Annotated in this window: 20 protein-coding genes and 2 tRNA genes; 10 read left to right on the top strand and 12 right to left on the bottom strand. The window is 47.5% G+C overall.

Annotated features, from left to right (window positions below; translation table 11 throughout):
* Position 1: 1 nt before the first annotated feature.
* From BUB73_RS05905 to BUB73_RS05870, 8 genes are all read right to left on the bottom strand, one after another.
* Positions 2 to 1,090, bottom strand: coding sequence for an EpsG family protein (locus tag BUB73_RS05905; protein WP_073237582.1), 1,089 nt, complete (start codon positions 1,088 to 1,090; stop codon positions 2 to 4).
* The gene (locus BUB73_RS05900; RefSeq protein ID WP_073237580.1) at positions 1,091 to 2,356 is read right to left on the bottom strand and encodes a CDP-glycerol glycerophosphotransferase family protein; all 1,266 of its coding nucleotides are present in this window, start codon (positions 2,354 to 2,356) and stop codon (positions 1,091 to 1,093) included. It abuts the gene before it with no gap.
* Positions 2,349 to 3,803, bottom strand: a complete 1,455-nt coding sequence (locus tag BUB73_RS05895; RefSeq protein ID WP_073237577.1) for a lipopolysaccharide biosynthesis protein — start codon at positions 3,801 to 3,803, stop codon at positions 2,349 to 2,351. Before BUB73_RS05895 ends, BUB73_RS05900 begins: the two co-directional genes overlap by 8 nt.
* 3 nt (positions 3,804 to 3,806) lie before the next feature.
* Positions 3,807 to 4,583: an acyltransferase gene (locus tag BUB73_RS05890; RefSeq protein ID WP_170932356.1), complete on the bottom strand. Its 777-nt coding sequence runs from the start codon at positions 4,581 to 4,583 to the stop codon at positions 3,807 to 3,809.
* Between the two features lie 35 nt (positions 4,584 to 4,618).
* The gene (locus tag BUB73_RS05885) at positions 4,619 to 5,692 is read right to left on the bottom strand and encodes a pyridoxal-phosphate-dependent aminotransferase family protein (RefSeq protein ID WP_073237571.1); all 1,074 of its coding nucleotides are present in this window, start codon (positions 5,690 to 5,692) and stop codon (positions 4,619 to 4,621) included.
* Between the two features lie 14 nt (positions 5,693 to 5,706).
* Positions 5,707 to 7,050, bottom strand: coding sequence for a Gfo/Idh/MocA family oxidoreductase (locus tag BUB73_RS05880; RefSeq protein ID WP_073237568.1), 1,344 nt, complete (start codon positions 7,048 to 7,050; stop codon positions 5,707 to 5,709).
* A gap of 10 nt (positions 7,051 to 7,060) precedes the next feature.
* The gene (locus tag BUB73_RS05875) at positions 7,061 to 8,422 is read right to left on the bottom strand and encodes a UDP-glucose dehydrogenase family protein (protein WP_073284342.1); all 1,362 of its coding nucleotides are present in this window, start codon (positions 8,420 to 8,422) and stop codon (positions 7,061 to 7,063) included.
* A 662-nt stretch (positions 8,423 to 9,084) separates the two neighbouring features.
* The gene (locus tag BUB73_RS05870; protein WP_073159227.1) at positions 9,085 to 9,678 is read right to left on the bottom strand and encodes a ribonuclease H1 domain-containing protein; all 594 of its coding nucleotides are present in this window, start codon (positions 9,676 to 9,678) and stop codon (positions 9,085 to 9,087) included.
* Positions 9,679 to 9,724: 46 nt separating this feature from the next.
* On the opposite strand from BUB73_RS05870, the gene BUB73_RS05865 reads away from it, so the two are divergent.
* The 10 genes from BUB73_RS05865 (at position 9,725) to BUB73_RS05820 (ending at position 20,522) form a co-directional block, all read left to right on the top strand.
* Entirely contained in the window at positions 9,725 to 10,273 is a 549-nt protein-coding gene (locus BUB73_RS05865) for a hypothetical protein (RefSeq protein ID WP_073284340.1), read from the top strand.
* Complete coding sequence (locus tag BUB73_RS05860; RefSeq protein WP_073159231.1) at positions 10,273 to 11,145, top strand: PHP domain-containing protein; 873 nt, start codon at positions 10,273 to 10,275, stop codon at positions 11,143 to 11,145. The genes BUB73_RS05865 and BUB73_RS05860 overlap by 1 nt, the downstream gene beginning before the upstream one ends.
* Positions 11,136 to 13,169 carry a hypothetical protein gene (locus tag BUB73_RS05855; RefSeq protein ID WP_249269465.1) on the top strand — a complete coding sequence of 678 codons (2,034 nt, stop codon included), beginning with the start codon at positions 11,136 to 11,138 and terminating at the stop codon, positions 13,167 to 13,169. Before BUB73_RS05860 ends, BUB73_RS05855 begins: the two co-directional genes overlap by 10 nt.
* A gap of 12 nt (positions 13,170 to 13,181) precedes the next feature.
* Complete coding sequence (locus BUB73_RS05850) at positions 13,182 to 13,946, top strand: glutaminyl-peptide cyclotransferase (protein ID WP_083538276.1); 765 nt, start codon at positions 13,182 to 13,184, stop codon at positions 13,944 to 13,946.
* An 18-nt stretch (positions 13,947 to 13,964) separates the two neighbouring features.
* On the top strand, positions 13,965 to 14,552 hold the full coding sequence (locus tag BUB73_RS05845; protein ID WP_073284338.1) for a DUF4416 family protein: 588 nt from the start codon (positions 13,965 to 13,967) through the stop codon (positions 14,550 to 14,552).
* A 23-nt stretch (positions 14,553 to 14,575) separates the two neighbouring features.
* Positions 14,576 to 14,947, top strand: coding sequence for a DMT family protein (locus tag BUB73_RS05840; RefSeq protein WP_073159235.1), 372 nt, complete (start codon positions 14,576 to 14,578; stop codon positions 14,945 to 14,947).
* Positions 14,948 to 14,957: 10 nt separating this feature from the next.
* Positions 14,958 to 16,049, top strand: coding sequence for a peptidoglycan DD-metalloendopeptidase family protein (locus BUB73_RS05835; RefSeq protein ID WP_073284335.1), 1,092 nt, complete (start codon positions 14,958 to 14,960; stop codon positions 16,047 to 16,049).
* A 274-nt stretch (positions 16,050 to 16,323) separates the two neighbouring features.
* Complete coding sequence (gene nifJ / locus BUB73_RS05830; RefSeq protein WP_073284333.1) at positions 16,324 to 19,893, top strand: pyruvate:ferredoxin (flavodoxin) oxidoreductase; 3,570 nt, start codon at positions 16,324 to 16,326, stop codon at positions 19,891 to 19,893.
* 288 nt (positions 19,894 to 20,181) lie between these two features.
* Positions 20,182 to 20,257, top strand: a tRNA-Asp gene (locus BUB73_RS05825).
* 189 nt (positions 20,258 to 20,446) lie between these two features.
* A tRNA-Asp gene (locus BUB73_RS05820) sits at positions 20,447 to 20,522 on the top strand.
* Between the two features lie 91 nt (positions 20,523 to 20,613).
* Here the strand turns inward: BUB73_RS05820 and BUB73_RS05815 are convergent.
* From BUB73_RS05815 to BUB73_RS05795, 4 genes are all read right to left on the bottom strand, one after another.
* Positions 20,614 to 22,122 carry a sensor domain-containing diguanylate cyclase gene (locus BUB73_RS05815; RefSeq protein WP_073284330.1) on the bottom strand — a complete coding sequence of 503 codons (1,509 nt, stop codon included), beginning with the start codon at positions 22,120 to 22,122 and terminating at the stop codon, positions 20,614 to 20,616.
* A 146-nt stretch (positions 22,123 to 22,268) separates the two neighbouring features.
* A complete protein-coding gene (locus BUB73_RS05810) occupies positions 22,269 to 22,643 on the bottom strand; it encodes a PAS domain-containing protein (RefSeq protein ID WP_073159242.1) in 375 nt (124 codons plus the stop codon).
* Positions 22,640 to 22,918 (bottom strand): hypothetical protein, encoded by a 279-nt coding sequence (locus tag BUB73_RS05805; RefSeq protein WP_073284327.1) that lies wholly within the window; start codon positions 22,916 to 22,918, stop codon positions 22,640 to 22,642. Before BUB73_RS05805 ends, BUB73_RS05810 begins: the two co-directional genes overlap by 4 nt.
* A 411-nt stretch (positions 22,919 to 23,329) precedes the next feature.
* On the bottom strand, positions 23,330 to 24,742 hold the full coding sequence (locus BUB73_RS05795) for a glycine--tRNA ligase (RefSeq protein ID WP_073284325.1): 1,413 nt from the start codon (positions 24,740 to 24,742) through the stop codon (positions 23,330 to 23,332).
* Positions 24,743 to 24,755: the final 13 nt, after the last annotated feature.

Genomic DNA, 24,755 nt, shown 5'->3' with positions numbered 1-24,755 from the left:
ATCACTCCTCAAACCTTGATTCAAAATAATATGGATTCACAAGACCATCATTCTTGACTCCATACCTATAGAAAAACAAAACAAGAGATACAACAACAATTACAATTCTAATCCATTTCAAACGTTTGTTGGTCTTGTCCAACATCAGCATAGGAAATAACACTGTGTTAAATATCAGGAAACTCTCTGCAACACGGGTCGCTACAACCGATATCGCGCTTAATACGTTGAATATAACAATTCCCGTAATATAGACAATAAATTCAAATTTATTGCGTTCATTATTATTATACAAAAAAATCAAGGCCAGCACAAATAGAGACTGACAACCCATGAACAAATAGCCTGTTTCCACCCCGGTTCCAATCGATCCCAGTAAATATTGTTCATATCGACTATAGAACAAGCCTGCCATTGAAGCCAACATTCCCATCGATGTCTGATCGGCCGTGAAAAAGAACAAGAACGACAAAATTACAGCAATGTACATATTCTTCTTTGAGAAGAATTTTGGACATTTATGATAATAATGATGAATAACACATAAAAAAGCAAATATTATAGAGCTTTTATGGAAAAGCATACTAACAATGATAACATACAAACAAAACTTGACATATTTTTTTTCATAAAGCCAAGAAATAACAGATACAATTAATCCCAAGGCCATCATCTGTCGCATAATATTGTATGCATAAAAATAATGAGATTGGGTTAACAGAAAGAATAAAGCCAAGCTTAGTGGAATATTGTAATATTTGATGAATTTTAAAAATCCAAACCAAAATACACAGAAAAGCACCGAAACAAATGGCAAATACAAACTAGTCACATACTGTTTAAACAGGGCTATTAATCCGACAAAGCCGATTTCAAAAGAATGAAATATTTTATTTCCGTCAAAAACGCTTTTTATGATATAATAATCTTTTTGATAGCCCAGACAATCCGTACCAACTTCAACCCCACGAAAAACAGCAAGGACGAACATGAAAACACACAGCGCCCAGGCCAGCATTTTATTCTTATAAAAAAATGCAAACACCGATGCTAACGTCAATAACAATAGGTATATAGGCGACAACTGCATTTAATTATCTCGAAAAAAATATTCTTTGATGCGAGTACAGGCTTTATTATCCAAATACTTAATGAACATTTTTTGAAGAACAAGCCTTTTTTCCCTTTCAGGGTCTTTTCCTAAACATATGTCTTGAATTGCAAGAATCAATTCTTGCATATTATAAGTTATATGGCCAGCACAAATCGGTTCAATAGGATCAACAAAAAAACCTCTTGTTGAGCGATATTGTTCATAATCATAGAAATAATAAATAATAGGACGATTTAGGTATAGAAAATCATATACGGTTGTGGTGTAATCTGTAATGATACTATCCGATATAGCAAGGAGAGGATTTAAACTTGTTTTAACATTCTCAACTAAATCACTATAAAAAAGCACATGTCTACTTGATTTCTTTACAATCACAGATGTTTGCGCTTGTTGCACAGGATGAACTTTGGCAACAACAAGAGTTTCTGTTTCCTCAAGCATTTTTTCAAGCAATACCAAATCACTTTCGCACACATGTCCCCATATTGATCGTGGAGATTCGTTTTTTTCGTTATAAAAAGATCGTTTACTATTTTCATAATCTCGATGCGTTGGAACATAAGTAATTATTTTTTTGAACTTAAAACCAACAATTTTTTCAATTTCACTTTTCAGATTCAAGTGGTCCTTAAACAAGACATCATTGCGAGGAAAACCTAACGACAAGAAATTACCATAATAATGGCAGTTGTCTAAGGCAATAAATTTTGAACAAATGTCTGAAATAGACAAATGGTAATCAAAAAGATAATGCATCTTATTTTGTTCACGTATCATACTTTTATAACCGCCCATTTCTTCTATTCGGAAAAACTCATTTTTTATCAATCCTCCAAAATAATTAAGGCACACAACACGTTGAGTCGACACTCGATAACAAATGCGAGTGAAATCTGTATCTGTAAAAATCGTATAACATTTAAAAACAGCTTTCATAACAGAAATTTTTTCGGAAGCTAGCACAAAATGAATTCGATCTAAATGAAACGCTTCACAATATTTTTGATATGATTTTAAACGATCTTTATGATAATAAACCACAAAAAAATGGAAGTCCTTAAATCGGCTATCCTGAAGCATGTCATTCAACAAGCACAAGACATTATCAGACTCACCATTCAATATATCGTATCCATCAAAACGACAGTTCCCATGTGGGTAAAAAAGTATAGCGTTTTTTTGTTTTTTACAAAGTCTGTTTGCGCATCGTGCTACAATATTTTTCAGAAAATCAAACATTATTATACCTTTTACGTCTAAATTTGTCTTTTGCCAAACCAATGATTTCTATCATGTCAGCATTATTACGGAGTAAGAACCAATACAGACCTAAAGCAACCATGGACCCTACAGAAATCATTATCAAATATGGAATATTTAAGAGCGTGAGCAAATAAGCTGGGGTACAAGCAAAGATACAACAAAGTAGATACGGCAAATAATCTTTAAATTGCTGGAAGCACGTTAACTTAAAAAATTTTCCTGTGTAATAACTATTAATATACACAGCAATAAAATTATATACAACTGCAGACAAGCAAATAGCCAAAACACCATTGGGTATTGCTAAAAACAGAATTGTCACCGAAATCAGCTTTTTTATAACTTCCAACTTCAAATATAAATCCGAACGACCCTTCACTTTTAACAACGTCAAATTAATTGTACTTAAGTGATCAAACATACTCGAAAAAGCAAATGCCTGCAAAAAAATAATTGCGTTAAACCATTTGTCCGTCAAACAGAGGAGAATTATTGGTTTTGCAAGAGCAACGAGAAGTCCTGAAAAAATGAATATTGATAAGGAGGTTATGCGGATATATTTGCGATAAACATTAATCAGGCGTGCTTCATCATCTTGTATTTTGGCCATAATGGGATACATAATGGAATGAAGTACACCATTTATCGTTTTATTCGGCAATTGAGCAAACTGCGAGCCTCGAGTGTAAAAACCTAAATCTTTGGGAGAATAAAATTTACCTATTGCAAAAGACGTCATGTTCAGATACAAAGTATGAAGTAATCCTGAAACTAGTAACTTAAACCCAAAGGAACCGAGTTCCCTAAATGAACGCCAAGAAAAACCGGTTTTGGGGAACCACCTACAAACGCAACAAATAAAAATCAAATTAAATGCAGCGGCAATTATCTGTTGGTAAACCAGCGACCAAATACCATATCCCAAATAAGCAAAAGCAACACCACAAAAACCTGATACGAGTGTAGCTAAAACATTTCGTAGGGCTAAAGACCTAAAATCTAATTTAATTTGCAACATTGCAACTTGAACCGCCATAAACGCATTTATAACCAGAACAACAGCCTGTACTCTCAAAACAGAGCACAAAATTGGCAAATTAAAAAAGGAGCCAACCCATGGAGCTATTGCAAATAAAATTCCATAGGCGACTAGGGAAATAACAATGTTGAAGTAAAATACAGTACTGAAATCTCTATCACTTTGATTTTTTTTTCGAATCAAAGCAGAACTAAAACCACTATCTATAAAAGATTGAGACACTGCAAAAAAAACAGCTAACATTCCAACAGCCCCATAATCAGAAGGAACCAACATTCGAGCCATTACAACGCCAAGAATAAACTGAATACCCTGAACAGCTATTCTTTCAAGAAAGTTCCATTTTGCGCTATTTATCGTCTGATTTTTTACAGTTTGATCCATAAATCAATTCTCAAACCAACTATTTTCCTTTTTCTCTAGAAAATATTCATTCTCATTTTCATGTTCATCAAAATATTTCAACAAAAAATGTTCAAATTTCAAATTTTTTATCATTGTTTTTCCCGTAGCAACAACCTTTGCAGGTACTCCAGCAAAAACATTTCCAAATGACTCAATACTTGAAAAGTTCTTATTCACCAAACTTCCATTTGCCACAACAGAAAATGGAGGAATCACAGCATTTTTTGAAACGACACAACTATTCGCAATCCACACATTATTTCCAATAACAACATTCCCGTGACACTTGGAAATTGAATGTTTCGATTCATCATACATAAAATGGAAATTGGAATCGTAAATTTGGCAATTCCACCCAAAACTGCAATTATCCCCTATTAACACACTACTTTTTGAATATATTGATGTATTTGAATTACAATAAAAATTTTTCCCAATTTCTAGAACAGCTTTCTTATAAACGCAAATAACACACCCATTTTTTATTACAACTTCTGATCCCAAAAGTAGTTTCCCTTTAGTTTCAAAGCGCAATAAAGTATATGTTTTTTTGGAAGGTGTAACTGGATATTTGTTATATCCTATAGAAATCATTCCTCCATAAATATTCTTTTCATCTACAAACCTAATACATCCTCGATAAATGCCAACAAGTTCAACCCGAGGATAAAGATATATAGGAACATGAACCGCTTGTCTAAATGGTAATACCCTAAAATTAAAGTATAACGTTTTAAGAAAAGATGTTTCAAAAAACATACGAACGCATCTTTTTAGTTTAAACATAAGATGCATTAGATAAAGCCCTTCCTTTGCAAATCCTTAAAAGCCTCAATTAAGTCATCATAGTCCGCAGTGGTAAGAGCACCAATGTGACCGACGCGGAAAATGGTGTCCTTCATATCTCCGCCGTTGGGGCAAATCCACATCCCGTATTCGTCCTTAATTTTCAGGAAGATGTCGTAAGCAGATGCTGTGGTGGGATGAAGTGGGGTCACTGCATTGGAAAGAGATTCGGAAACGATTTCGAAGGGCAAATCCTTGATCTGGTCACGGAAGTAATTGGCCAGCGCTGCGGTACGAGCGATTTCCGCTTCCACTCCGCCGTTTGCCTCGATTTCCTTTAGACGGGTGTGGATCTGACGCAGAATGCCTACTGCAGGGGTCCAGGGTGTCTGGCCACGTTCGGCATTCTTCAGTGCAAGTTTCAGGTCCAGGTACTGGCACTTGCACTTGACTTCTTCGACGCGCTTCAGTGCTTTGGGGGAAAGTGCCATGACGGAAATGCCCGGAGGACAGGCCAAGGCCTTCTGGGAACCTGTAATCATGATGTCTACGCCAAGGCCGGCCATATCGAAAGGATCTGCCAGGAAGGTGCTGATGCAATCCACGATCAGGAACAGGTTGTTGCGTTTGCAGAAGTCGCTGATCAGGTTCATGTCGTAGTGGACACCAGTGGATGTTTCGTGCTTATTCACGATGAAGGTGGTATAGCCCTTGCCTTTGAATTCGGCCAGGTGTTCCGCCTTAATGGCCTTGCCCGCGTTCAGCTTGATTTCGGTAAAGGGAATTTCATGGAGCTCGCAAAGTTCCACAAAACGGTGGCCGAAGCTACCGCCGTTCACCACGATGGCCTTGTCCTTTGGGGTCAAGGTGTTCATGATGGCGGTTTCCATGCCGGCAGAGCCTGATCCGGTAATGAAGACAACCTTGGAATCATCGGTTGCCTTGGCGAACTTTTTCACCAGGGTTTCGTTCTCGAACATCAGCTGAGAAAATTCTGCAGTACGAAAGTACGGGACCTGTTCCGCACCGACGGTTCGAACAGCATCGCTGGATTGGACTGGACCTACGGTAAAGTTGATCATAGAAATACCTTCTTTTAAATCTCAAAAAAGTTTTTACGCTGGCTGAACTGCTCCATAATTTCTGCCATGCAGATGCTTTCCCTACGGCGGAGTCGGGCGGAGGAGAACCTATGGTTGTAGATGCAACTGATGAATTCCTGGATTTCGTAACGAAGGCCAAAGCCATCCCACTTATAGAAGAATTTCTTATTGTTGTTGCTGTCTTCGTAGCGAAGTTCAAAATAGTCCGTCTTCCACCAAGGAGCAGGAACATAGGCGTATCCCTTAGTTCCCGAAATTACCAGGTTGCCTTCGGTTTTAACACCCAGCCCGACCTTGAAAGAACAAACGGCCTTGGGATATTTGATAAGTCCCTTGGTATGAACATCCACGCCGTTTTCCATACGTGAGAATAACTGGATGCTTTCGTAGTTGATTCCCATCAGTTTTAGAATGGGAAGAAGGGGATAAGAGCCTTGTTCGAACATGGCACCACCTGCCTGGGCTGGATCAAATTCGCGCCCCTTCTTGTCTAGCAGCTGGGATAAGGATGCTTCAATGTCCACCACCTCGCCTATGAGGCCTGACTTGATCATCACCATTAGGTGGTTGAATGCGGGACAGTGGGCTGTCTTGTTGGCTTCCATCAGGATGACACCCTGATTTTCCGCTAACTTGTATAGTTCCTTGGCCTGATCCTTGTTCAAGACCATGGGAGTTTCGCACAGAACGTGCTTGCCAGCCTGGAGGGAGGTTTTGATATTGTCGTAATGGCTCAGGTGAGGTGTTGCGATATAGACTGCGTCTACATTCTTGTAGAATTCGTCCAAATTTGCATACGGTGTAACGCCTTCAAATTTCTTTGCGTAATTTTGGCTGGCGCTCGGATCAATATCGTAGGCAGCGGAGATGGATACTCCATTCACCACTCCTGTTTCGGATGGGAAACGGTTCGCGACTCTGCCGCAGCCGATGATGCCTACCTTCACCACGTCCTGGCTTTCTGCTCGGAGCATGGTGGAGGAAATGCCTTCGGTTCGGGGCAGATATACCACTTCGCAGAATTCGTTCAGATAATCAAATTTCCCTTCCCAGTCGGATCCGATTGCAAAAATGTCTACGTCATACTTCTGGACGTCGTCAATTTTTTGGCCGACATAGTCTTCAATGATGATTTGATCAGCAAGGCCTGTAGCCTTCACGGCTTCGACTCTTTCCAGGACATTGTTACGCACGTTCAGTTTGCCGCGATCGCGGTCAAAGTTGTCATTGGTAACACCTACGATCAGATAGTCTCCCAATGCCTTGGCTCGCTTGAGAAGATTGATATGCCCTTGATGTAGCAGGTCGTAAGTCCCGTAAGTGATTACTTTTTTCATACGATATTTATCAGCACCCAATTGCATCATAAACAAACCCAGCCTCTGCGACTTCCTTGGCGTCGTAAATGTTACGACCATCGATGATGAGGGGGTTCTTCATTGACTTCTTCATCACCGCAAAGCTAGGCATGCGGAACTGCTTCCATTCTGTAACCAGGAGAAGGGCTTCTGCATCCAGGAGGGCTTCGTACATGTCATTGCAGTAGGTGATGGCTGGTACGTCACTGGATTCTTCGCTTCGCTCAGAATGACGAGCGACGGACATTCTTCTCTTGCATTCGTTCATGGCAACAGGGTCGTATACGCGGATGTTGGCGCCGGCCTTAAGAAGCAGGTCAATAAGGACCAGGGCGGTGGCTTCTCGCATGTCATCGGTTTCAGGCTTAAAGGCAAGGCCCCACATGGCGATAGTCTTTCCCTTAATGTTTTCGACTCCACCCATGTGCTTGCAAAGCTTATTGAAGAGCACGGTCTTCTGGTATTCGTTAACTTCTTCCACAGCCTTAAGAACGCCCATTTTATAGCCATTCTTTTCGGCGGTCTTGATCAAAGCCTTAACATCCTTGGGGAAGCAACTTCCACCGTAACCGCAACCGGGATAAAGGAATTTACTACCGATACGGGAGTCACTACCGATTCCCTTACGAACCATATTCACGTCGGCACCAACCAATTCACAGAGGTTGGCGATATCGTTCATGAAACTAATGCGGGTAGCCAGCATGGAGTTGGCTGCATACTTGATCATTTCTGCAGAAGGAATATCTGTAAAGATGACACGGAAATTGTTCAGCATCATGGGGCGATACAGGCGGGTCATGATTTCCTTGGCCTGTTCGGTTTCTACACCCACCACCACGCGATCCGGCTTCATAAAGTCTGCAATTGCCGAGCCTTCTTTCAGGAATTCGGGGTTGCTGGCCACGTCAAAGGGAATCTGAACACCACGCTTATCCAGTTCTTCCTGGATGGCAGCCTTTACCTTCTGGGCAGTACCAACCGGGACTGTGGATTTGGTTACCAGCACGGTATATTTCTTGATATTCTGGCCAAAAGTACGGGCAACAGCCAAAACGTACTGCAAATCGGCACTTCCATCTTCATCGGGAGGGGTACCTACTGCGCTAAAAACCATTTCCACATCGTCCAGGACACTGGCTAAATCCGTTGTAAAGTGAAGACGTCCTTCACGCTGGTTACGGAGCACCATTTCGTCAAGGCCCGGCTCATAAATAGGGATTTGACCCTTCTGAAGGGATTCAATTTTTGCCTGATTGACGTCAACACAGGTGACATTCACACCCATTTCGGCGAAGCATGTACCGCTTACAAGGCCCACATAGCCTGTACCGACGATTGCGATATTCATGGTTCAATTCCTTAAATTCAATTTCCTACGCTCTACCCCCAAAGGGTATAGCCACTCCACCTTGGAGCTATTGTCGCCCCATTATAGAAAAACTACAGAAAGATATCACAAAGGTTACAGAAAAATCACATCATTGCATAGTGTTTTACACAACACTAGGGGCGTTAGTCCTACCATTTAGGTCTAGCGGAATGTATTGCGGTTTTCAATGACGGTGGACGGGAACTGATGCAAGACAGGCCTCTTTCCCACAAATGGGATTCGTCTCCGTCAAAAAACATTGCTCTTTCCGTTCTGCGGAATTCCGCTCTGACAGAAAATTTTGCGTTTTTTCCTCCAGGGAATTGCGCTCCGACGGAAGAATTTGCGCGTTCCCCTCCAGGGAATTGTGCTCTGACAGGAAAATTTGCGCTTTCCGCAACACGGGATTGTGCTCTGACAGGAAAATTTGCGCGTTCCGCAACACGGGATTGAGCTCCGACGGAAAATTTTGCACTTTCCGCAACGCGGGATTGTGCTCCGACAGAAAAAATTTGCGTTTACCCCTCCACGGGATTCAGCTCTAACAGAAAAATTTTCACCAAGGAAGTCAGGGGAAACGGTTCTGACAAACAAATTAATTAGCATTTTTGAGCGAAAAACGCAAAAAACGCCCCGCCGTCCTACTTTTTCTGGGCGGTTTTTCCAGCCTGGATAGCTTCCTTGGCCAGCTTGTCCACCAGTTCGTTCCACTTGACGCCAGTGTGGGCGGCAACTTTTTCGAACTTTACGCGGTGCAGGAAGGGCTGGGCGGCGGTCACGTAGCGTTTGGCGATATTGCTCTTGGCGGCCCACTCGCCTTTGGCCCAGCGGGCGATGCCTTCGTAGTCGTGGCAGATGACGCCGTTCATGTTGTGGGCGTCCAGCCAGCGCATGGCCTGATAGCTGGCCATGACTTCCCCATCGATGTTTCGACTTTCGGCCTCGAAAGCCGTCAGACCGTTCCCTCTGGCGATTTCCTTGTCATCTTCTGTCACAACAAAGGCCCATCCGGAATAGGGAAACCCGGGAGAAAAGGATCCATCCACGAATACGCGGACTCCTCCGGGAACAGGGGCTTCCATGCCGGAGATCCAGGCTTCGGCTTCAGCCATGGAACCGAAGGATTTAAATAGCACCCCCTTGACTCCATGGGTCAATTTTAGACATTCGTCCCAGGTGGTTACGATTTTGCTTTCGCTAGGGGTCTTAATTGCGTAGAACTTCGGTTTTGCCATAGGCCAAATTTAATATATTTCAGCCCACTAACGCTCCGAGGACAAATTGAAACCTTCACCGTACTTTACCAATCGTTTCCGCTATTTTTTTAAGCGTTTCAGCAGCCAGGATTCCCTGTTCCGCTGGTTTTTGAAGAAGGCAGGTGAAGATTCCGGAGCTTTTAACTTCCCCGAGGCTTTGAAGAACAACCCCAAGACTTTGGTTTTTCTCCATCGCGACATGGAGCGTGTAGCCCCCTTTATGCACCAGATGCCCCAGGCATTTTTCAAGAATGTGTTGCTGGTGGCCCACGAATCCCTCCACGCCCTGGTTTCGGCCAAGCGCGCCCAGGCTATCTACTTTAGCGACCTGGAATGCCGTTTCGAGGAACCCGTTTTTATGGAAATGGAACAGAAGATCAAGGAATTTGCCCCCACGGTGGTCATCTACCTGGGCGACGCCTTCCTCCCCCGCCTCTACCTGGCCAAGGTTAGCGGAGCCGACTGCCGCATCGGTTTCTGTTCCGAAAAGGTCTACCCCTTCCTGAACTTGAGCCTGCAGCCCAGCACTTCCAGCGAGGCCGCCCTCATCGCCCAGTATTACGGGGTCAAGTAATGCAAAAAGGCTTTTCTACCATCATTACCGAAAACGGCGGTTACGCAGATCTCCATCTGCATACCAAGCTTTCTGATGGTACCCTGGACGTCGAAGAAGTTCTGACCTTAAGCAAGCGCAAGGGGCTCCGTTGTATTTCTATTACCGACCACGACAACCTGGATAGCTATAACCTGGCTGCGGAACCGGCCAAGGCCATCGGCCTGGAGATTATCCCCGGTATCGAGATTTCTTCTGTCTGGCAGGGCAAGGACATCCACATTCTGGGTTATTACTGCGACCCCACCAACCTGGCCCTGAACATGGAGCTCCAGGATTTTGCCAAGCAGCGTGTTACCCGAGCCAAGGCCATTATCAAGAAGTTGAACGCCCTGGGTATCGACATCACTTTCGAGAAGGTGCTGAGCTACTGCAAGGGCAAGGTCATCGGTCGCCCCCACATCGCCATGTCCCTGGTGGCCGAAGAATATATCGGCAGTTTTTCCGAAGCCTTCACCAAGTACCTGGGTGACGGCTGCATCGCCTTTGTAGAAAAGAAAGGCCTTAACCCCCAGCAGACCATCCGCCTTATCGAAAATGCAGGCGGCATTGCGGTTCTTGCCCACCCCTACAAGTCCGGGCTCAGCGACGAGTTCATCGAACAGATGGTGGAATGGGGCGTACAGGGCATGGAAGTCTACTGCCCCGCCCAGAAGGGTGCCGTAGGCCGCAAGTATAAGGAAATGGCCCTGCGTTTCGGCCTGGTGGGTACGGGCGGAAGCGATTTCCACACCGAAGGCAGTACTTATGCCCCCAACTGCATGAAGATGCCTTACACTGTAGTCCAGGCCCTTCGTGAACGCCGCGAAAAGCTTCGCGCCGAATGGTACTAAAAGTGGGTCCCGCTTACATGTTCCGCGCCATCTTTTTCTTGTTGCTGATTGCCGTCGCTGTCTTTGCAGAACCGGTCCGTTCCCTAGGCTACACTCTTCCCACCCCCCAGGACTCCGTCTACCAGTCCCCCAACGGAATTGACCCCGCCCCCCGCGAAACCGATGCGGGCCGCTGGGTATTGCCCCTGACCGAAGTCATGCAGCGCACTTACGATATTTCTGGCCAGAAGTCCTACTGGATGTTGGGAACCTCGATCCTGGGTAGGCCCGAACTGGACCCGGACGCCATGGGCATGGGTTCTATCAGTCAGCGTTACCCCAGCATGTTGGCAGGCCTGTACACCACCCGTCTCATGTACGATGGAAGTACCCTGGGTCTCAATGGCGAGAACGGCATACTGGTAGAGGAACGTAAGGGGATCGCCGTCGACACCCCCATTACCGACTTGAACTGGGAACGCCCCGCCTTTAGCGGAAACGCCCTGCGTCTGGAATTCAAGCGCCTGGTCACCGACTCCGTCACTTTCGAGTTGGGTATCGCCAGCCACTCCGACATAGATTCCAAGGAATACAGCTATACCAACGTGACCCACTCCCCCTATTTCTCCCTGGGTCGCGACTCCAGCCAGATTCCCTTTGCAGGCCGTAACATCGCCATGAACAGCATGCATCTGCAGCCAGTGGTTACCGCCCGTTTTGGCGTGGGTAAGATTTACACCCGAATGAATTTCCTCTACCTGGAAAACGCCGACAATCCCAACCACAAGGTTCTGCTGGACTCCCTGGACAAATCCATCAGGACATTCCAGCAAAATCCTTACACTATCGATATCGAGGCCTCCACCTATGGAGCGGGTATCGAACTTTACCCCTTAAAAAATCTGACGTTCAGTGCCGACATCAATTATGGCAATCACGAAATCGAAGAGGATTCCCTGCCCCACTTTGTCAGCGGCACCAAGAAGTACCTGGATACCCTGGGTGTAGAACAGGAAGACACTCTCTATTACGATACCACCAAGTATATCAACTATGAATCGATCCAGGGCAACTTCGGTATCGCCTACCACACCTTGCTGAACCCGGCCATCAAGTTCAAGTACGAGTTCCTGAACACCGATTACCATAACGCCAACGACGACCACTACACCTATCTGCAGGACCGCGAAATGGGTTATCTGGAACTGTCGGACACCCTGTGGCACCGTTTCTACTTCAGGACCCAGACCGGCATGCAGCGCAACAGTTCCGTAAACGACGAACAGGAATTCGCCAAGGCCTATTCCTTTGACGCTACCGCCCTGTTGCCTTTCCATTTGAAGTTGAACGCAGCCTTCCGTCACGACAACAAGTTCCCCGACGTGGGCCAGATCAAGATTAACGAAACAGGACGTCTCGCCTTCCATCGTAACGACTTGAAGTACGAAGAAAGGAACCGCACCACGGTGAACCTGGCTTACCAGAAGCGCGAAGTCTTTTACGGGCTGGGTCTGCGCAAGGAACATGTAGACGACCTGATCAAGCCCCGTTGGGTCAAGTGGGGCCATGTAGACTCCACCAACACCATCGAAGAAGCCTATACCTACACAAACATCGATCACGTTTCCAGTCTGGATTGGCTGTTGCAATTTGGCTTCCGCCTGGGCAACTGGAAGTTCTACATAGAACGAGGCCAGACTCTGGACCGTAGCACCAAGCTTATGGACACCCAGGAACTTTACTACAAGGGTAGCATCCACTGGCAGAACCGATTCGTGTTCGACCGCCTGGGTGTAAGTGTCCGTGTTGACTGGCAGTGGTTCGGCGACCATTACGACTGCACCATCGGCGAAAACGGCAACCTGGAACTGGAACCCATGAAGAAGTATCTGGCCCTGGATTTCGAGGCCCGCATGCAGATTCTGCAGTTCGAGATTTACAGCCGAATCGAAAACTTCAACCACAGTATCTACATGCCGGAATCGGGTTACACTCCCGAAGGGCTCCGCTTCGCCTACGGTATCGTGTGGACATTTAGGAACTAACCGGATACCACCATGAAAAGATTTGCCGCCATCGTTCTTGCATGTGTCGCCATTCTTGCTACGGCCAGTTTTGCCGAAGCCCCCCGCGTGGTCCCCACCATCATCGATTCGATTCCCCACGAACAGACTCATTTTACCCAGGGTCTCTTCTTTGACGGAAACGAGCTGATCGAAACTACAGGACAATATGGGCAGTCGGGATTGTACCGTCGAACCTTGGAAGGTAAGGTACTTGATTCCACCATGCTCCAGGAACGTTACTTTGGCGAAGGTTCCATTGCCGTGGGTGACGACATCTTCTACCTGACCTGGAAATCCAAGAAGGCCTTCATCTACAACCGCAAACCTTTTTCCAAGAAAGGCGAATTTCGCATTCCCACAGAAGGATGGGGACTGACCTACTGGAAAGACGCCCTGCTCATGAGCAACGGATCCAGCCAGCTTCTGCAGTTGGCGCTGGGCGGTTTCTATGTGGTTGGAGTCATCGACGTTACCGATAACGGACACCCAATCAAGTTGCTGAACGAACTGGAAGTTGTGGGCAACACCCTCTACGCCAACATCTGGCAAACCGCGGCCATCGCCATCATTGAATTGCCCACCGGTCACGTCAAGAAGTATTTTGACTTGTCCCGCAAGGTGTACGAACTGCAAAACAAGTACCCCCATATGGACGTGCTGAACGGAATCGCCTACGACGGAAAGTACCTGTGGATTACCGGCAAGAACTGGCCTTACATCTACAAGCTTTCCGAAGAAGATTCCAAGGGTTTATAAGAGGTCGAGGAGTTAACAATGGGCGCAATCAAGGAACCGGCAAAGGTCAAGATCATCGTTGGCATCCTGGCTCAGGACGCAGCCGCCGTTGAAGCGGTCCGCGAGCCCCTCCGTCAGAAATTCGGCGAAGAAGACCTGAACCTCCCTCCCTTCCCCTTCACCTTTACCAACTATTATAAAGATGAAATCGGAACCGCCCCTGTCCGCGCCTTCTTCAGTTACGAGACTCTGGTTGACCGTACTGAAATCGTAGATATCAAGCTCTGGACCAACGAAATCGAGCTGGAAATCGCCGAAAAGAACGGCACACCGGGCCTGCGTCCCGTAAATCTGGATCCGGGCTATATGACTCTCGGGCAGTTTTTCTTGGCCACCACCAAGGACCAGCGCCAGCGCGTGTACATGCAGCGGGGCATTTTCGTGGAACCTACCCTCTATTTCCAGGACGGACACTTCCACAGTTTTGACTGGACTTACCGCGACTATCAAAGTGAGACCTATATAAAGTACCTGGAACAAGTTCGGGCTCGCCTGGCCTATCAGCACTCCACTGGACGCCCCTACCGCCTTCGTGGTGAAGTCCAACGGGCAAACAAAAAAGTTTAACCATTCAATACATTGGCAAAAAAATGCGCGCAGGAATTTTTACAATACTTCTTCTTTGTTGTTCTAATATCTTTATGACCTTTGCCTGGTACGGCAACCTGAAGCTCAAGGAAATGCATATCAGCACCGACTGGCCCCTGATTCTCGTAATCCTTGCCAGCTGGGGTGTCGCCCTCCTGGAATACAGCTTCATGATTCCCGCCAACTCCATCGGCAGCCGCATTAACGGCGGTCCCTTCAGCCTGATGCAGCTGAAGATTATCCAGGAAGCCATTTCCCTTACCATTTTTACCGTCATTGCGGTTACCGTATTCCACACAGAAACTTTGCAGTGGAACCACATCGTGGCGTTCCTGTGTATCATCGCTGCGGTATTTTTCGCATTCTTGAAGTAGGAGCATCAGGGTGAACAAGGCAGTCTTAATAGTCCTTCTCATTGCGGCGCTCCTCAGCCCCGCATTGGCAAAGACTGCCCCCAAAGAATCCTCCCATAAATCCACCACCCAGGTAGAATCCAAGACATCGAAGGACACCCAGAAAGAAAAGTCCAAGGAAAAGCAAAAAGACAAGCAGAAGGAAAAACAGACGGAAAAACAGACGGACAAGCAGAAAAAATCCAAGGCTTCGAAGTCTACGAAGTCCTCAAAAAAATCCAGCAAGAAATCCTCGGGCAAAATCGCAAAGGACGACGAATCCCCCAGCGATTCCACAAAGAAAGTCTCTATAAAGTCAGACGATCCCAAGGCTTTCACCAAGGCTCTCCTCTACGAAAAGCAGGGCGTTGAAGTCGAATTCGTGGACGCCACCAAAAAGAGCAGGAAATCCAGGAAGAAAGGCGAAAAGAAGCCCACCAAGACCGAAACCGTCGGCGAGTATTTCGACTTTTCTACCATGCTCATCCCCATTACACACGAGGCCCGTCTCGGCTCCCCCTACGGAATCCGCGACCACCGACTCCACCGCGGCGTAGACATCCAGGTAGAAAAAGGAGAGCCCATGGTTGCCGCCTACCCCGGCGAAGTGATCGTCTCTAAATACAATCAGGGCGGCTACGGCCACTACGTCCTGGTACAGCACGAAAACGGTCTGCAGACCCTTTATGGCCACCTGGCCGAACGCACCGTCAAGGTTGGCGACCAGGTTTACCCCGGCGATATCGTTGGCCTCGCTGGCAACACCGGAAAATCTTCCGGAGCCCACCTCCACTTCGAGATCCGCTACGGCGACGTGAACATCGACCCCACTACCGTTGTAGACTTCCCCCATTGGCAACTGAAACCCGGAGTCGAGAAATACTCCAAGAAGAAGGCTATTCAAGCCCATCGTAAAATCCAGTCCAAGCTAAAAGTTGAAAATGTCTATATCGTCAAAAAAGGCGATACCGTAGCCGATGTGGCGGCGTTCTTCTACATTTCCGAAGATGCGGTTCGACGAATCAACAAGCTTGGCAAGGATCAGCCCCTAAAGGTGGGTATGAAACTTAAGGGCTGCATGTAGTCAAAGCATACTTTTTGAAGTACGTTTTTGAAGTTATCAGATGAAAAACCGCCCTTTCGAACACAAATAATCTTTTTGTAAGTTTTTAGAAAGGTCGTTTACCCCTCAGAACGGTCATTTTCCGGCAGACCTTTACACGGAGTGTTCAAAAAAGTGGATTTTTTAGTGAATTTTTGAAAAATATTTCACTTTTTGACATTAAAAATGGGTAAATTTACGTTGGATTTTTTTAAATCGCAAGTTTATTGAATTAACACAATAATTGGAGACACACATGGCAAAGAAGATGATTGCGTGTGACGGTAATGAAGCTACCGCTAACGTTGCTTTTGCAGTTAGTGAAGTTGCAGCTATCTACCCGATTACACCGTCTAGTCCTATGGCTGAACACGCCGACAACTGGAGCGCAGCTGGTAAGAAGAATATTTGGGGCCAGGTTCCCCGCGTTTTTGAAATGCAGTCCGAAGGTGGCGCTGCCGGTACCGTTCACGGTGCACTGCAGGCCGGTGCTTTGACCACCACCTTTACCGCATCCCAGGGTCTTCTGTTGATGATCCCCAACATGTACAAGATCGCCGGCGAACTGACCCCCACGGTCTTCCATGTGACTGCCCGTGCTCTCGCTATGCAGGGCCTTTCTATTTTCGGTGACCACTCCGACATCATGGCTTGCCGCCAGACCGGTTTCGCTATGCTCGGCTCTTCCTCCGTTCAGGAATGCCAGGACATGGCTCTCGTGGCTCACGCTTCTACTCTCGAATCCCGCGTCCCGTTCGTCCACTTCTTCGACGGTTTCCGTACTTCTCACGAAGTCATGAAGATCGAAGCCCTCGAAGACGGCGTTATCCGTAGCGTCATCGACGAAAAGTACGTGAAGGCTTGCCGCGAACGCTGCCTCACTCCGGATCGCCCCACCATGCGCGGTACCGCTCAGAACCCGGACGTCTACTTCCAGGGCCGCGAAACCGTGAACCCCTTCTACAAGAAGGTTCCGGAAATCGTCCAGAAGTACATGGACAAGGTCGCTTCCTTCACCGGTCGTCAGTACCACATTGTGGACTACGTGGGTGCACCCGATGCAGAACGCGTCATCATCTCCATGGGCTCTTCTACCTGCACCATCGGTGACACCGTTAAGTATCTCAACTCCAAGGGCGAAAAGGTCGGTCTCGTAAACGTTCGTCTGTACCGTCCGTTCCCCATGGAAGCAGTTGTTGCTGCTCTCCCCAAGACCGTCAAGAAGATCGCTGTTCTCGACCGCTGCAAGGAACCGGGTTCCGCAGGCGAACCGCTCTTCCAGGACGCTCTTACCGCAGTTTCTGAAGCCGTCATGGCTGGCCAGATGGCTATGCCCAAGATGATCGGTGGCCGCTACGGTCTTTCCTCCAAGGAATTCACCCCGGCTATGGTCAAGGCTATCTTCGACGAACTGAAGCTGGACGCACCCCGCGCACGTTTCACCGTTGGTATCAACGACGATGTCTGCAACACCAGCCTCCCCATCGATCCTGACTTCAAGCTGGATTCCGACTTCTTCCAGGCCATGTTCTTCGGTCTGGGCTCCGACGGTACCGTTGGCGCAAACAAGAACTCCATCAAGATTATCGGTAACGAAACCGAAAACAACGCTCAGGGTTACTTCGTATACGACTCCAAGAAGTCTGGTTCCATGACCACTTCTCACCTCCGTTTCGGTAAGAGCATCATCGACGCTCCGTACCTGATCGGTGAAAACGAAGCTGACTTCGTTGCTTGCCACCATACTCCGCACCTCGAATCCGTGGACATGCTGAAGTATGCAAAGCAGGGCGCAACCTTCCTGGTCAACACCCCGCACTCCGCAGAAACCGTCTGGGATACTTTCCCTCGTCCGGTTCAGGAAGTCATCATCAAGAAGCAGCTCAAGGTGTACGTCATCGACGCATACGCCGTTGCCGCAAAGACTGGCATGGGCCGTCGCATCAACACTGTGATGCAGACCTGCTTCTTCTCCAAGCTGGGTAACGTTCTTGATTCCGATACCGCTATCAAGTACATCAAGAAGTACGCAGAAAAGACTTACGCCAAGAAGGGTATGGAAGTGGTCCAGAAGAACTGGGACGCTATCGATGCTTCTCTGGCTAACCTCTTCGAAGTCAAGGTTCCGGCCGCTGTTACCAGCACCAAGGAATTCCGCGCTCCGATCCACGGTAACGCTCCTGCATTCGTCAACGAAGTTACTGCAGAAATCATCAAGGGCAACGGCGAAAAGCTCCCCGTTTCCAAGATGCCTGTTGACGGTGTATTCCCCACCGGCACTACCAAGTACGAAAAGCGCGACCTCGCCCTGAACATCCCGTCCTGGAATCCGGACGCTTGCGTACAGTGCGGCAAGTGCGCTATGGTCTGCCCCCACGCTGCTATCCGCGTGAAGGTTGTAGACGAATCCGCTGTTGCTAACGCACCGGAAGGCTTCAAGTTCACCGCTGCCAAGGGCTTCAAGCTCGAAGGCTCCGAAAAGCCCGTATTCGCAATCTCCGTCTCCAGCTACGACTGTACTGGTTGCGGCGTCTGTACTCAGGCTTGTATCGGTAAGGACAAGAATGAAGAAGGCAAGAAGGCCATCAACATGGTGCCGCAGGAACCCATCAAGGTTCAGGAAGGCAAGTGCTGGGACTTCTTCGTTGACCTCCCCGAATTTGACCGCACCAAGGTTAACAAGAACCTTGTCAAGCAGGCTATGCTCCTGGAACCCCTGTTCGAATTCTCCGGCTCCTGCGCAGGCTGCGGCGAAACCGCTTATGTCCGTCTCGTTTCTCAGCTCTTCGGCGACCGCATGGTTGTAGCAAACGCAACTGGTTGCTCTTCCATCTACGGTGGTAACCTCCCCACTACTCCGTGGGCAAAGAACAAGGAAGGCCGCGGTCCGGCTTGGGCTAACAGCTTGTTCGAAGACAACGCTGAATTCGGTCTCGGTATGCGTCTTGCAATCACCAAGCATGCAAACCAGGCTGTAAGCCTCCTGGAAGCAGTGAACGTTCCTGCCGAACTCAAGGCTAAGCTCACTTCTCAGGATCAGTCCGACGAAGCCGGCATCCAGGCTCAGCGCGCTAACGTTGCTGAACTGAAGGCTGCTCTCGCTGGTGCTACCGACGAAGCTTCTGTAAGCCTCCGCGACGAATTCGCCGACTACCTGGTCAAGAAGTCCGTATGGATCTTCGGTGGTGACGGTTGGGCATACGACATCGGTTACGGTGGTCTCGACCACGTCATGGCAACCGGTGAAAATGTGAACATCTGCGTCCTCGACACTGAAGTTTACTCCAACACTGGTGGACAGGCTTCCAAGTCCACCAACCGTGGCGCCGTCGCCCTCTTCGCAGCCGCTGGTAAGCGCGCTGGCAAGAAGGACCTCGGTCTTATCGCCATGAGCTACAAGAATGTGTACGTTGGCCGTATCGCCATCGGCGCAAACGACGCTCAGGCTCTGAAGGTTCTCCAGGAAGCAGAAGCTCACAATGGTCCGTCTCTGATCATCTGCTACTGCCCATGCATCAACCACGGCTTCGATCTCAACAGCCAGCTGGAACACCAGAAGATGGCTGTGGATTCCGGTTACTGGACTCTGCTCCGCTACAACCCGGCTCTCGCTGCCGAAGGCAAGGCTCCCCTTGTTCTCGACTCCAAGGCCCCGACTATCCCGGTTGCAGAATACATCTACACCGAAAACCGCTACAAGCAGCTCACCCGTAACAACCCGGAAGTTGCTAAGAAGCTGGCCGAAGACCTCCAGAAGGAAGTGGATGCCCGCTTTGCATTCTACACCGCAATGTCCCAGGACACTGAAGGTCTGATCAGCCTGTAATCGGTTAACGTCGTCATCCTGAGCGCGGTAAGGCGCGAAGGATCCAGACCCGACGAAGCATTAGATGAGAGTCAAGAGAAATCTTGGCTCTCGTCTTTTTTATATATAAAGAAAGGGGGAAACTTCCCCCAGTATGAATTATGATTTATGAGACTTTCTCGTAATTAGTAATTCATAACTCATAACTAAAAACGGTTCCCGTTCATTTGAACGGGACCGTTTTTTATTTTAATTTGGTCTGAATGGCTTGACAAAATTTATGGATATTTATATCTTTGGTTCACCACTGGGGTGGTAGCTCAATTTTGGTTAGAGCACCGGCCTGTCACGCCGGAGGTTGCGAGTTCAAGCCTCGTCTATCCCGCTTAAAAGAACACTTTTCGAAAGAAAGGTGTTCTTTTTTTATCATCAGCCGATGCTGTTTTATTGTTGGACGGCACGTTTTTTTTTGCATTTTCACGCATTTTTTTGCATTTTCAGCCGCAATTCCCTTGACAACAAAGAAACATATTAGTACATTTGGTGCGTCGGTTGAAAGACCAGACAAACCACTGGGGTGGTAGCTCAATTTTGGTTAGAGCACCGGCCTGTCACGCCGGAGGTTGCGAGTTCAAGCCTCGTCTATCCCGCTTAAAAAGCTTCTCGAGAGAGAAGCTTTTTTTGTTTTTGAAAAAGAACCATTTATTTTACGCTTGCGACATTCAACAACTTCTATCCAAGCTAATCTCTAAAGAACGTAAAGGACTTGCCTTCGATTTTCTTGCTCTGGTAGGTGCAAGTATCCGCCTGCTTGTACAGGTCGTTAAAGTCAAGGCTAGAGTCCTTCCTGAAGAAGGCGGCACCTAGACTGACCGACACCCTATAATCCGGGATTTCATCGATTTCGATCTTGTCGATTTCATCAAAAAGTCGGCGGATCGCAAGCGTCCCCTGATCTTCCGTAGCCACGCCATTCAGGTAGACTACGAATTCATCGCCGCCAAGCCTAAGCAAGATATCCTCATCGCGGAAAGCGGACTTCATGGCTTCGGCAACGGCAATAATAACCTGGTCTCCCGCCTGGTGTCCGTGGGTATCGTTGACGTACTTGAAATTATCGATATCGAACAGGCAGAGCATGCCGACCTTGTTTTCTAGCAAGGAAAGCTTTACCTTGTTGACGCCACCGGTACGGTTATACAATCCGGTCATCAAATCGGTTTGCGCCTGGGTAATCAGCTTATTCTCTTTATTCTTTTCTTCGTTGATGTTTTCGATAGCGAAAATAATCTGCTCGGGAACAAGATCATCTGACATAGAACCCACGGCCACATAACGGCCGCGACACCAACCAAGACGCTTACCAAAGAATTCGTGAGTAATGGTTCGCTTGCCCTTCATGCTCTGGGCAACGGCGGCAATATTGGCGTAGGGAACAAGAGCTTCAAGGCCATTTTCATCAATGGCGTCCCTCATGGCAATCAGAAGTTGCTTGCCAAAGTTCTCATGACCGTCAAACTCCACCATGTTAGTCTTGTTGATCACGGCGCGGAAGGTTTCGGTCTTTACGTCGATCTGCACAACAGTCTCGTAAATGTCGGCCATAGACTTGATGTAATGAGTCAACCCCTGTTCATCGTTCAGCTCGCCCACCTTACGTTCAAGAACAAAACGTTCGAACTTCATACGGGACATGAAGGAGCCAACAACCAGACCGATGATACCGTAAATCAGCACGTCCACAATATCCAGCACCAGAATTTCGGAAGGCTTATACATAATTGCCAGGGGTACAAAAACCACGTCCAGCAACAACGTACTGATCAGGAACCTGTAAGGGCGATCCGTAAAAATCAGGGCGGTAAGCATCTGCATTACCAAAAGCGAAACCGTAATACGCTCCGGCGAGGTCACAAACGTCAGGTAGAGTCCAAAGGAAAGCAAGAGCCAGTTGAATGCATACATGAGAAAGATGACCATCCGGGGATTCTTCTTGGTTAAATACCGGTTGGCCATAAAAATGAAGAAACAGAGCAACGTGGCCGAAGAATAGGCAACCACATTGTGATTAAGGGAAGCAATTTCAGAAAGCGCAGACAGGGTAAACATGACGCCGAAAAAGAACATCCCCATCAGGGAATACGCGCCAAGAGACTTCTGGTTACTCCGCGAAACGGAATCCGCGACCTTCGTCAGTTCGTCGGGATCCACTGTCGCATAAAGCAGATAATTTTTCAGCCACTTCAACATACAATAAGAATAGGTTGTAAAACTATGCTAACAATCTATTCTATAATATGGGAGCTGTAGCAAAAAAAGCTTCAAATAAGTTTTTTTGAAGCATTTTCCCATTCCAAATTGTAACATAAATCACAAAAAGCGGCTGATTTTAACCATCAAAAGGCGTAAAAGGGAGTTTCGTCCTTGGTGCGGTATTCGTGCTTTTCGTAGTAGCCGATCAGTTCGCCGTTCTCATCGCGAAGGGCGATCATGTAGCCGTCCTTCACCTGCTTCTCGTTAAAGAAGGAATGGACACGGTTGTGGGACTTGTCAGCCTTGAACCAATCCATCACCTTCTGGATCTTTTCCCTGGAATCGGGGCTGTGGCAATCCATGAGGCAACGACCAATAAGGGCGGCTCCCCCACGCTTGGCCTGGGCCACGCAGGCAAAAGGATTCATGTACACAATGGTATGGTTCAGGTCGCACACCACAATGGCGGTGTTGTCCTGATCGATGATAGATTTGAAGAAAGGATTGAGATTAGTCATTTTTCATCCGGGTCTGTAGATTTTCCACAATGGGGGCAGACATCAATATTATACAGTTTCAAGTGCAAAAGCTTGTTGCAATGAGGGCAGCGAACCTTCTTGATCATCCACACAGTGGAACCCACAAGGAAACCGGCGGCCAAAGCAAGCAAAACAAAATCCGCATCAGCAATATTGTCCGACACCCCCACAGGCTTTACACCCTTGTAAAAAAGGAAAAAGCCAATAAACAAAACAATGTAGCCAATCAGGCGGTTAATTTTCGGGTTGTTCATGGAGCTTAATATACTATCAAGTGGCGGAAATTATATAAAATGGGCTCCAAATTTTTCTTTTTTGCAACATTGGAGTCCAGAAAAATACTTTATACAGAATTTACAGTCCATTATTATTGGCATTATGGACTCCAGAACAGCAAATTAGCCTCATTTGGAATCCATAGATTTCAATCAAAGCAAAAATTAAAGCCGCAAACAGTTAATTTATTTATAAAAATAGACTCCAAACAGAGGATTCAACTCTTTTTGGAGCCCACTTTCGCCAAAAAAGGCGAAAATAAAAAAAGCCACCCCGAAAAAACATCGGGAGTGACCTTTTTAGATTCTAGAGCGAAGCTCTGACTATAACCTCAGAGCGACAAAGTCGCGACCTCGCACCTCAGAGGGCGAAGCCCGACCTCATACCTCTTAACAACCGAGCTTTGCAGCCAGGTATGCTTCCAGTTCGTCGATCTTTACCAGTTCCTGCTGCATGGAGTCACGTTCACGGACGGTGACGTAGCCCAGCTTTGCCGGATCGGATTCGCCTTCGCCAACGGTGTCGAAGTCGACGGTGACGCAGAACGGAGTACCCAGTTCGTCCTGACGGCGGTAACGCTTACCGATGGACTGAGTTTCATCGTATTCCACGTTCCAGCGCTGGAGCAGCTGTTCGTAAAGTTCTTCAGCCTTAGCCTTGACCTGACCCTTCTTGACCAGCGGGAGGACAGCAACCTTAACCGGAGCAACCTTCGGGTCGAAGTGGAGAACGGTACGTTCGTCGTTTTCAAGCTTCTGGACTTCGTAAGCGTCGCAGAGGAGAACGAGGAGCAAGCGTTCCACACCCAGGGACGGTTCAACAACGTACGGAACGTAACGCTTATTGTTCACCTGGTCGTTGTATTCCTGCTTGACCTTGGATTCGTTCTGGTGAGCAGTCAAGTCGAAGTTGGTACGGCTTGCGATACCCCACAGTTCGCCCCAACCGAACGGGAATTCGTATTCAACGTCGGTGGTACCGTTGGAGTAGTGGGAAAGTTCTTCCTTGGCATGTTCGCGGAGGCGGAGCTTGGATTCGTTCACGCCCAGGTCCTTGATGAGCCAGTTGAAGCAATACTTGCGCCAGAAGTTGTACCAGTCAAGTTCGGTGCCCGGTTCGCAGAAGAATTCCAGTTCCATCTGTTCGAATTCGCGGGTACGGAAAATGAAGTTACCCGGGGTAATTTCGTTACGGAAAGACTTACCGATCTGACCCACGCCAAACGGAATGCGGGGGCGAACGTTGTCGACGATGTTCTTGAAGTCGACGAAGATACCCTGAGCGGTTTCCGGACGGAGGTAAACCTTGTTGCCTTCGCCTTCGATAACGCCGATTTCGGTCTGGAACATGAGGTTAAATGCGCGGGGCTTGGTGAATTCGGTCTTGCCGCAGCTCGGGCATTCGATCTTGTTTTCCACCATCATTTCGGCAATCTGGTCGAAGTTCTTGCCAGCGCAGCAGCCGTCACCCAGCTTTTCTTCCAGCAGGTGGTCTGCACGGAAACGTTCGTGGCAAGCGAGGCAGTCAACCAGGGGGTCAGAGAAGTTACCCACGTGGCCAGAAGCCTTCCAAACGCGGGGGTTCAAGAGAATGGAGCTATCAAGACCCAGCACATCCTTGCGGCTGGTAACGAACTTCTTCCACCAGAGGTTCTTGATGTTGCGCTTCAGTTCAACACCATACGGACCGTAGTCCCAAGTGTTGGCCAGGCCATCATAAATTTCGGAGCCCGGGAAAATGAAACCGCGGCGCTTGCAGAGGGAGATGATATCTTTGAGGGCGTCTTGAACTTTCTTTGCCATTTTATATATCCTT

The sequence above is a fragment of the Fibrobacter sp. UWH6 genome, assembly GCF_900142465.1.
Taxonomy (GTDB): Bacteria; Fibrobacterota; Fibrobacteria; order Fibrobacterales; family Fibrobacteraceae; genus Fibrobacter.
Note: the sequence above shows the minus strand (reverse complement) of the source record. Positions and strands in the feature narration are given on the sequence as shown.

Bases quoted from the DNA above. Each gene is read 5' to 3' on its own strand.
- BUB73_RS05885 (WP_073237571.1), bottom strand. From the start codon at position 5,692: ATGATCAACTTTACCGTAGGTCCAGTCCAATCCAGCGATGCTGTTCGA.
- BUB73_RS05890 (WP_170932356.1), bottom strand. From the start codon at position 4,583: ATGTTTTTTGAAACATCTTTTCTTAAAACGTTATACTTTAATTTTAGG.
- BUB73_RS05810 (WP_073159242.1), bottom strand. From the start codon at position 22,643: ATGACTAATCTCAATCCTTTCTTCAAATCTATCATCGATCAGGACAAC.
- BUB73_RS05795 (WP_073284325.1), bottom strand. From the start codon at position 24,742: ATGGCAAAGAAAGTTCAAGACGCCCTCAAAGATATCATCTCCCTCTGC.
- BUB73_RS05815 (WP_073284330.1), bottom strand. From the start codon at position 22,122: ATGTTGAAGTGGCTGAAAAATTATCTGCTTTATGCGACAGTGGATCCC.
- BUB73_RS05840 (WP_073159235.1), top strand. From the start codon at position 14,576: ATGCGCGCAGGAATTTTTACAATACTTCTTCTTTGTTGTTCTAATATC.
- BUB73_RS05860 (WP_073159231.1), top strand. From the start codon at position 10,273: ATGCAAAAAGGCTTTTCTACCATCATTACCGAAAACGGCGGTTACGCA.
- BUB73_RS05900 (WP_073237580.1), bottom strand. From the start codon at position 2,356: ATGTTTGATTTTCTGAAAAATATTGTAGCACGATGCGCAAACAGACTT.
- BUB73_RS05850 (WP_083538276.1), top strand. From the start codon at position 13,182: ATGAAAAGATTTGCCGCCATCGTTCTTGCATGTGTCGCCATTCTTGCT.
- BUB73_RS05805 (WP_073284327.1), bottom strand. From the start codon at position 22,918: ATGAACAACCCGAAAATTAACCGCCTGATTGGCTACATTGTTTTGTTT.
- BUB73_RS05870 (WP_073159227.1), bottom strand. From the start codon at position 9,678: ATGGCAAAACCGAAGTTCTACGCAATTAAGACCCCTAGCGAAAGCAAA.
- BUB73_RS05905 (WP_073237582.1), bottom strand. From the start codon at position 1,090: ATGCAGTTGTCGCCTATATACCTATTGTTATTGACGTTAGCATCGGTG.
- BUB73_RS05875 (WP_073284342.1), bottom strand. From the start codon at position 8,422: ATGAATATCGCAATCGTCGGTACAGGCTATGTGGGCCTTGTAAGCGGT.
- BUB73_RS05845 (WP_073284338.1), top strand. From the start codon at position 13,965: ATGGGCGCAATCAAGGAACCGGCAAAGGTCAAGATCATCGTTGGCATC.
- BUB73_RS05855 (WP_249269465.1), top strand. From the start codon at position 11,136: ATGGTACTAAAAGTGGGTCCCGCTTACATGTTCCGCGCCATCTTTTTC.
- BUB73_RS05880 (WP_073237568.1), bottom strand. From the start codon at position 7,050: ATGAAAAAAGTAATCACTTACGGGACTTACGACCTGCTACATCAAGGG.
- BUB73_RS05895 (WP_073237577.1), bottom strand. From the start codon at position 3,803: ATGGATCAAACTGTAAAAAATCAGACGATAAATAGCGCAAAATGGAAC.
- nifJ (WP_073284333.1), top strand. From the start codon at position 16,324: ATGGCAAAGAAGATGATTGCGTGTGACGGTAATGAAGCTACCGCTAAC.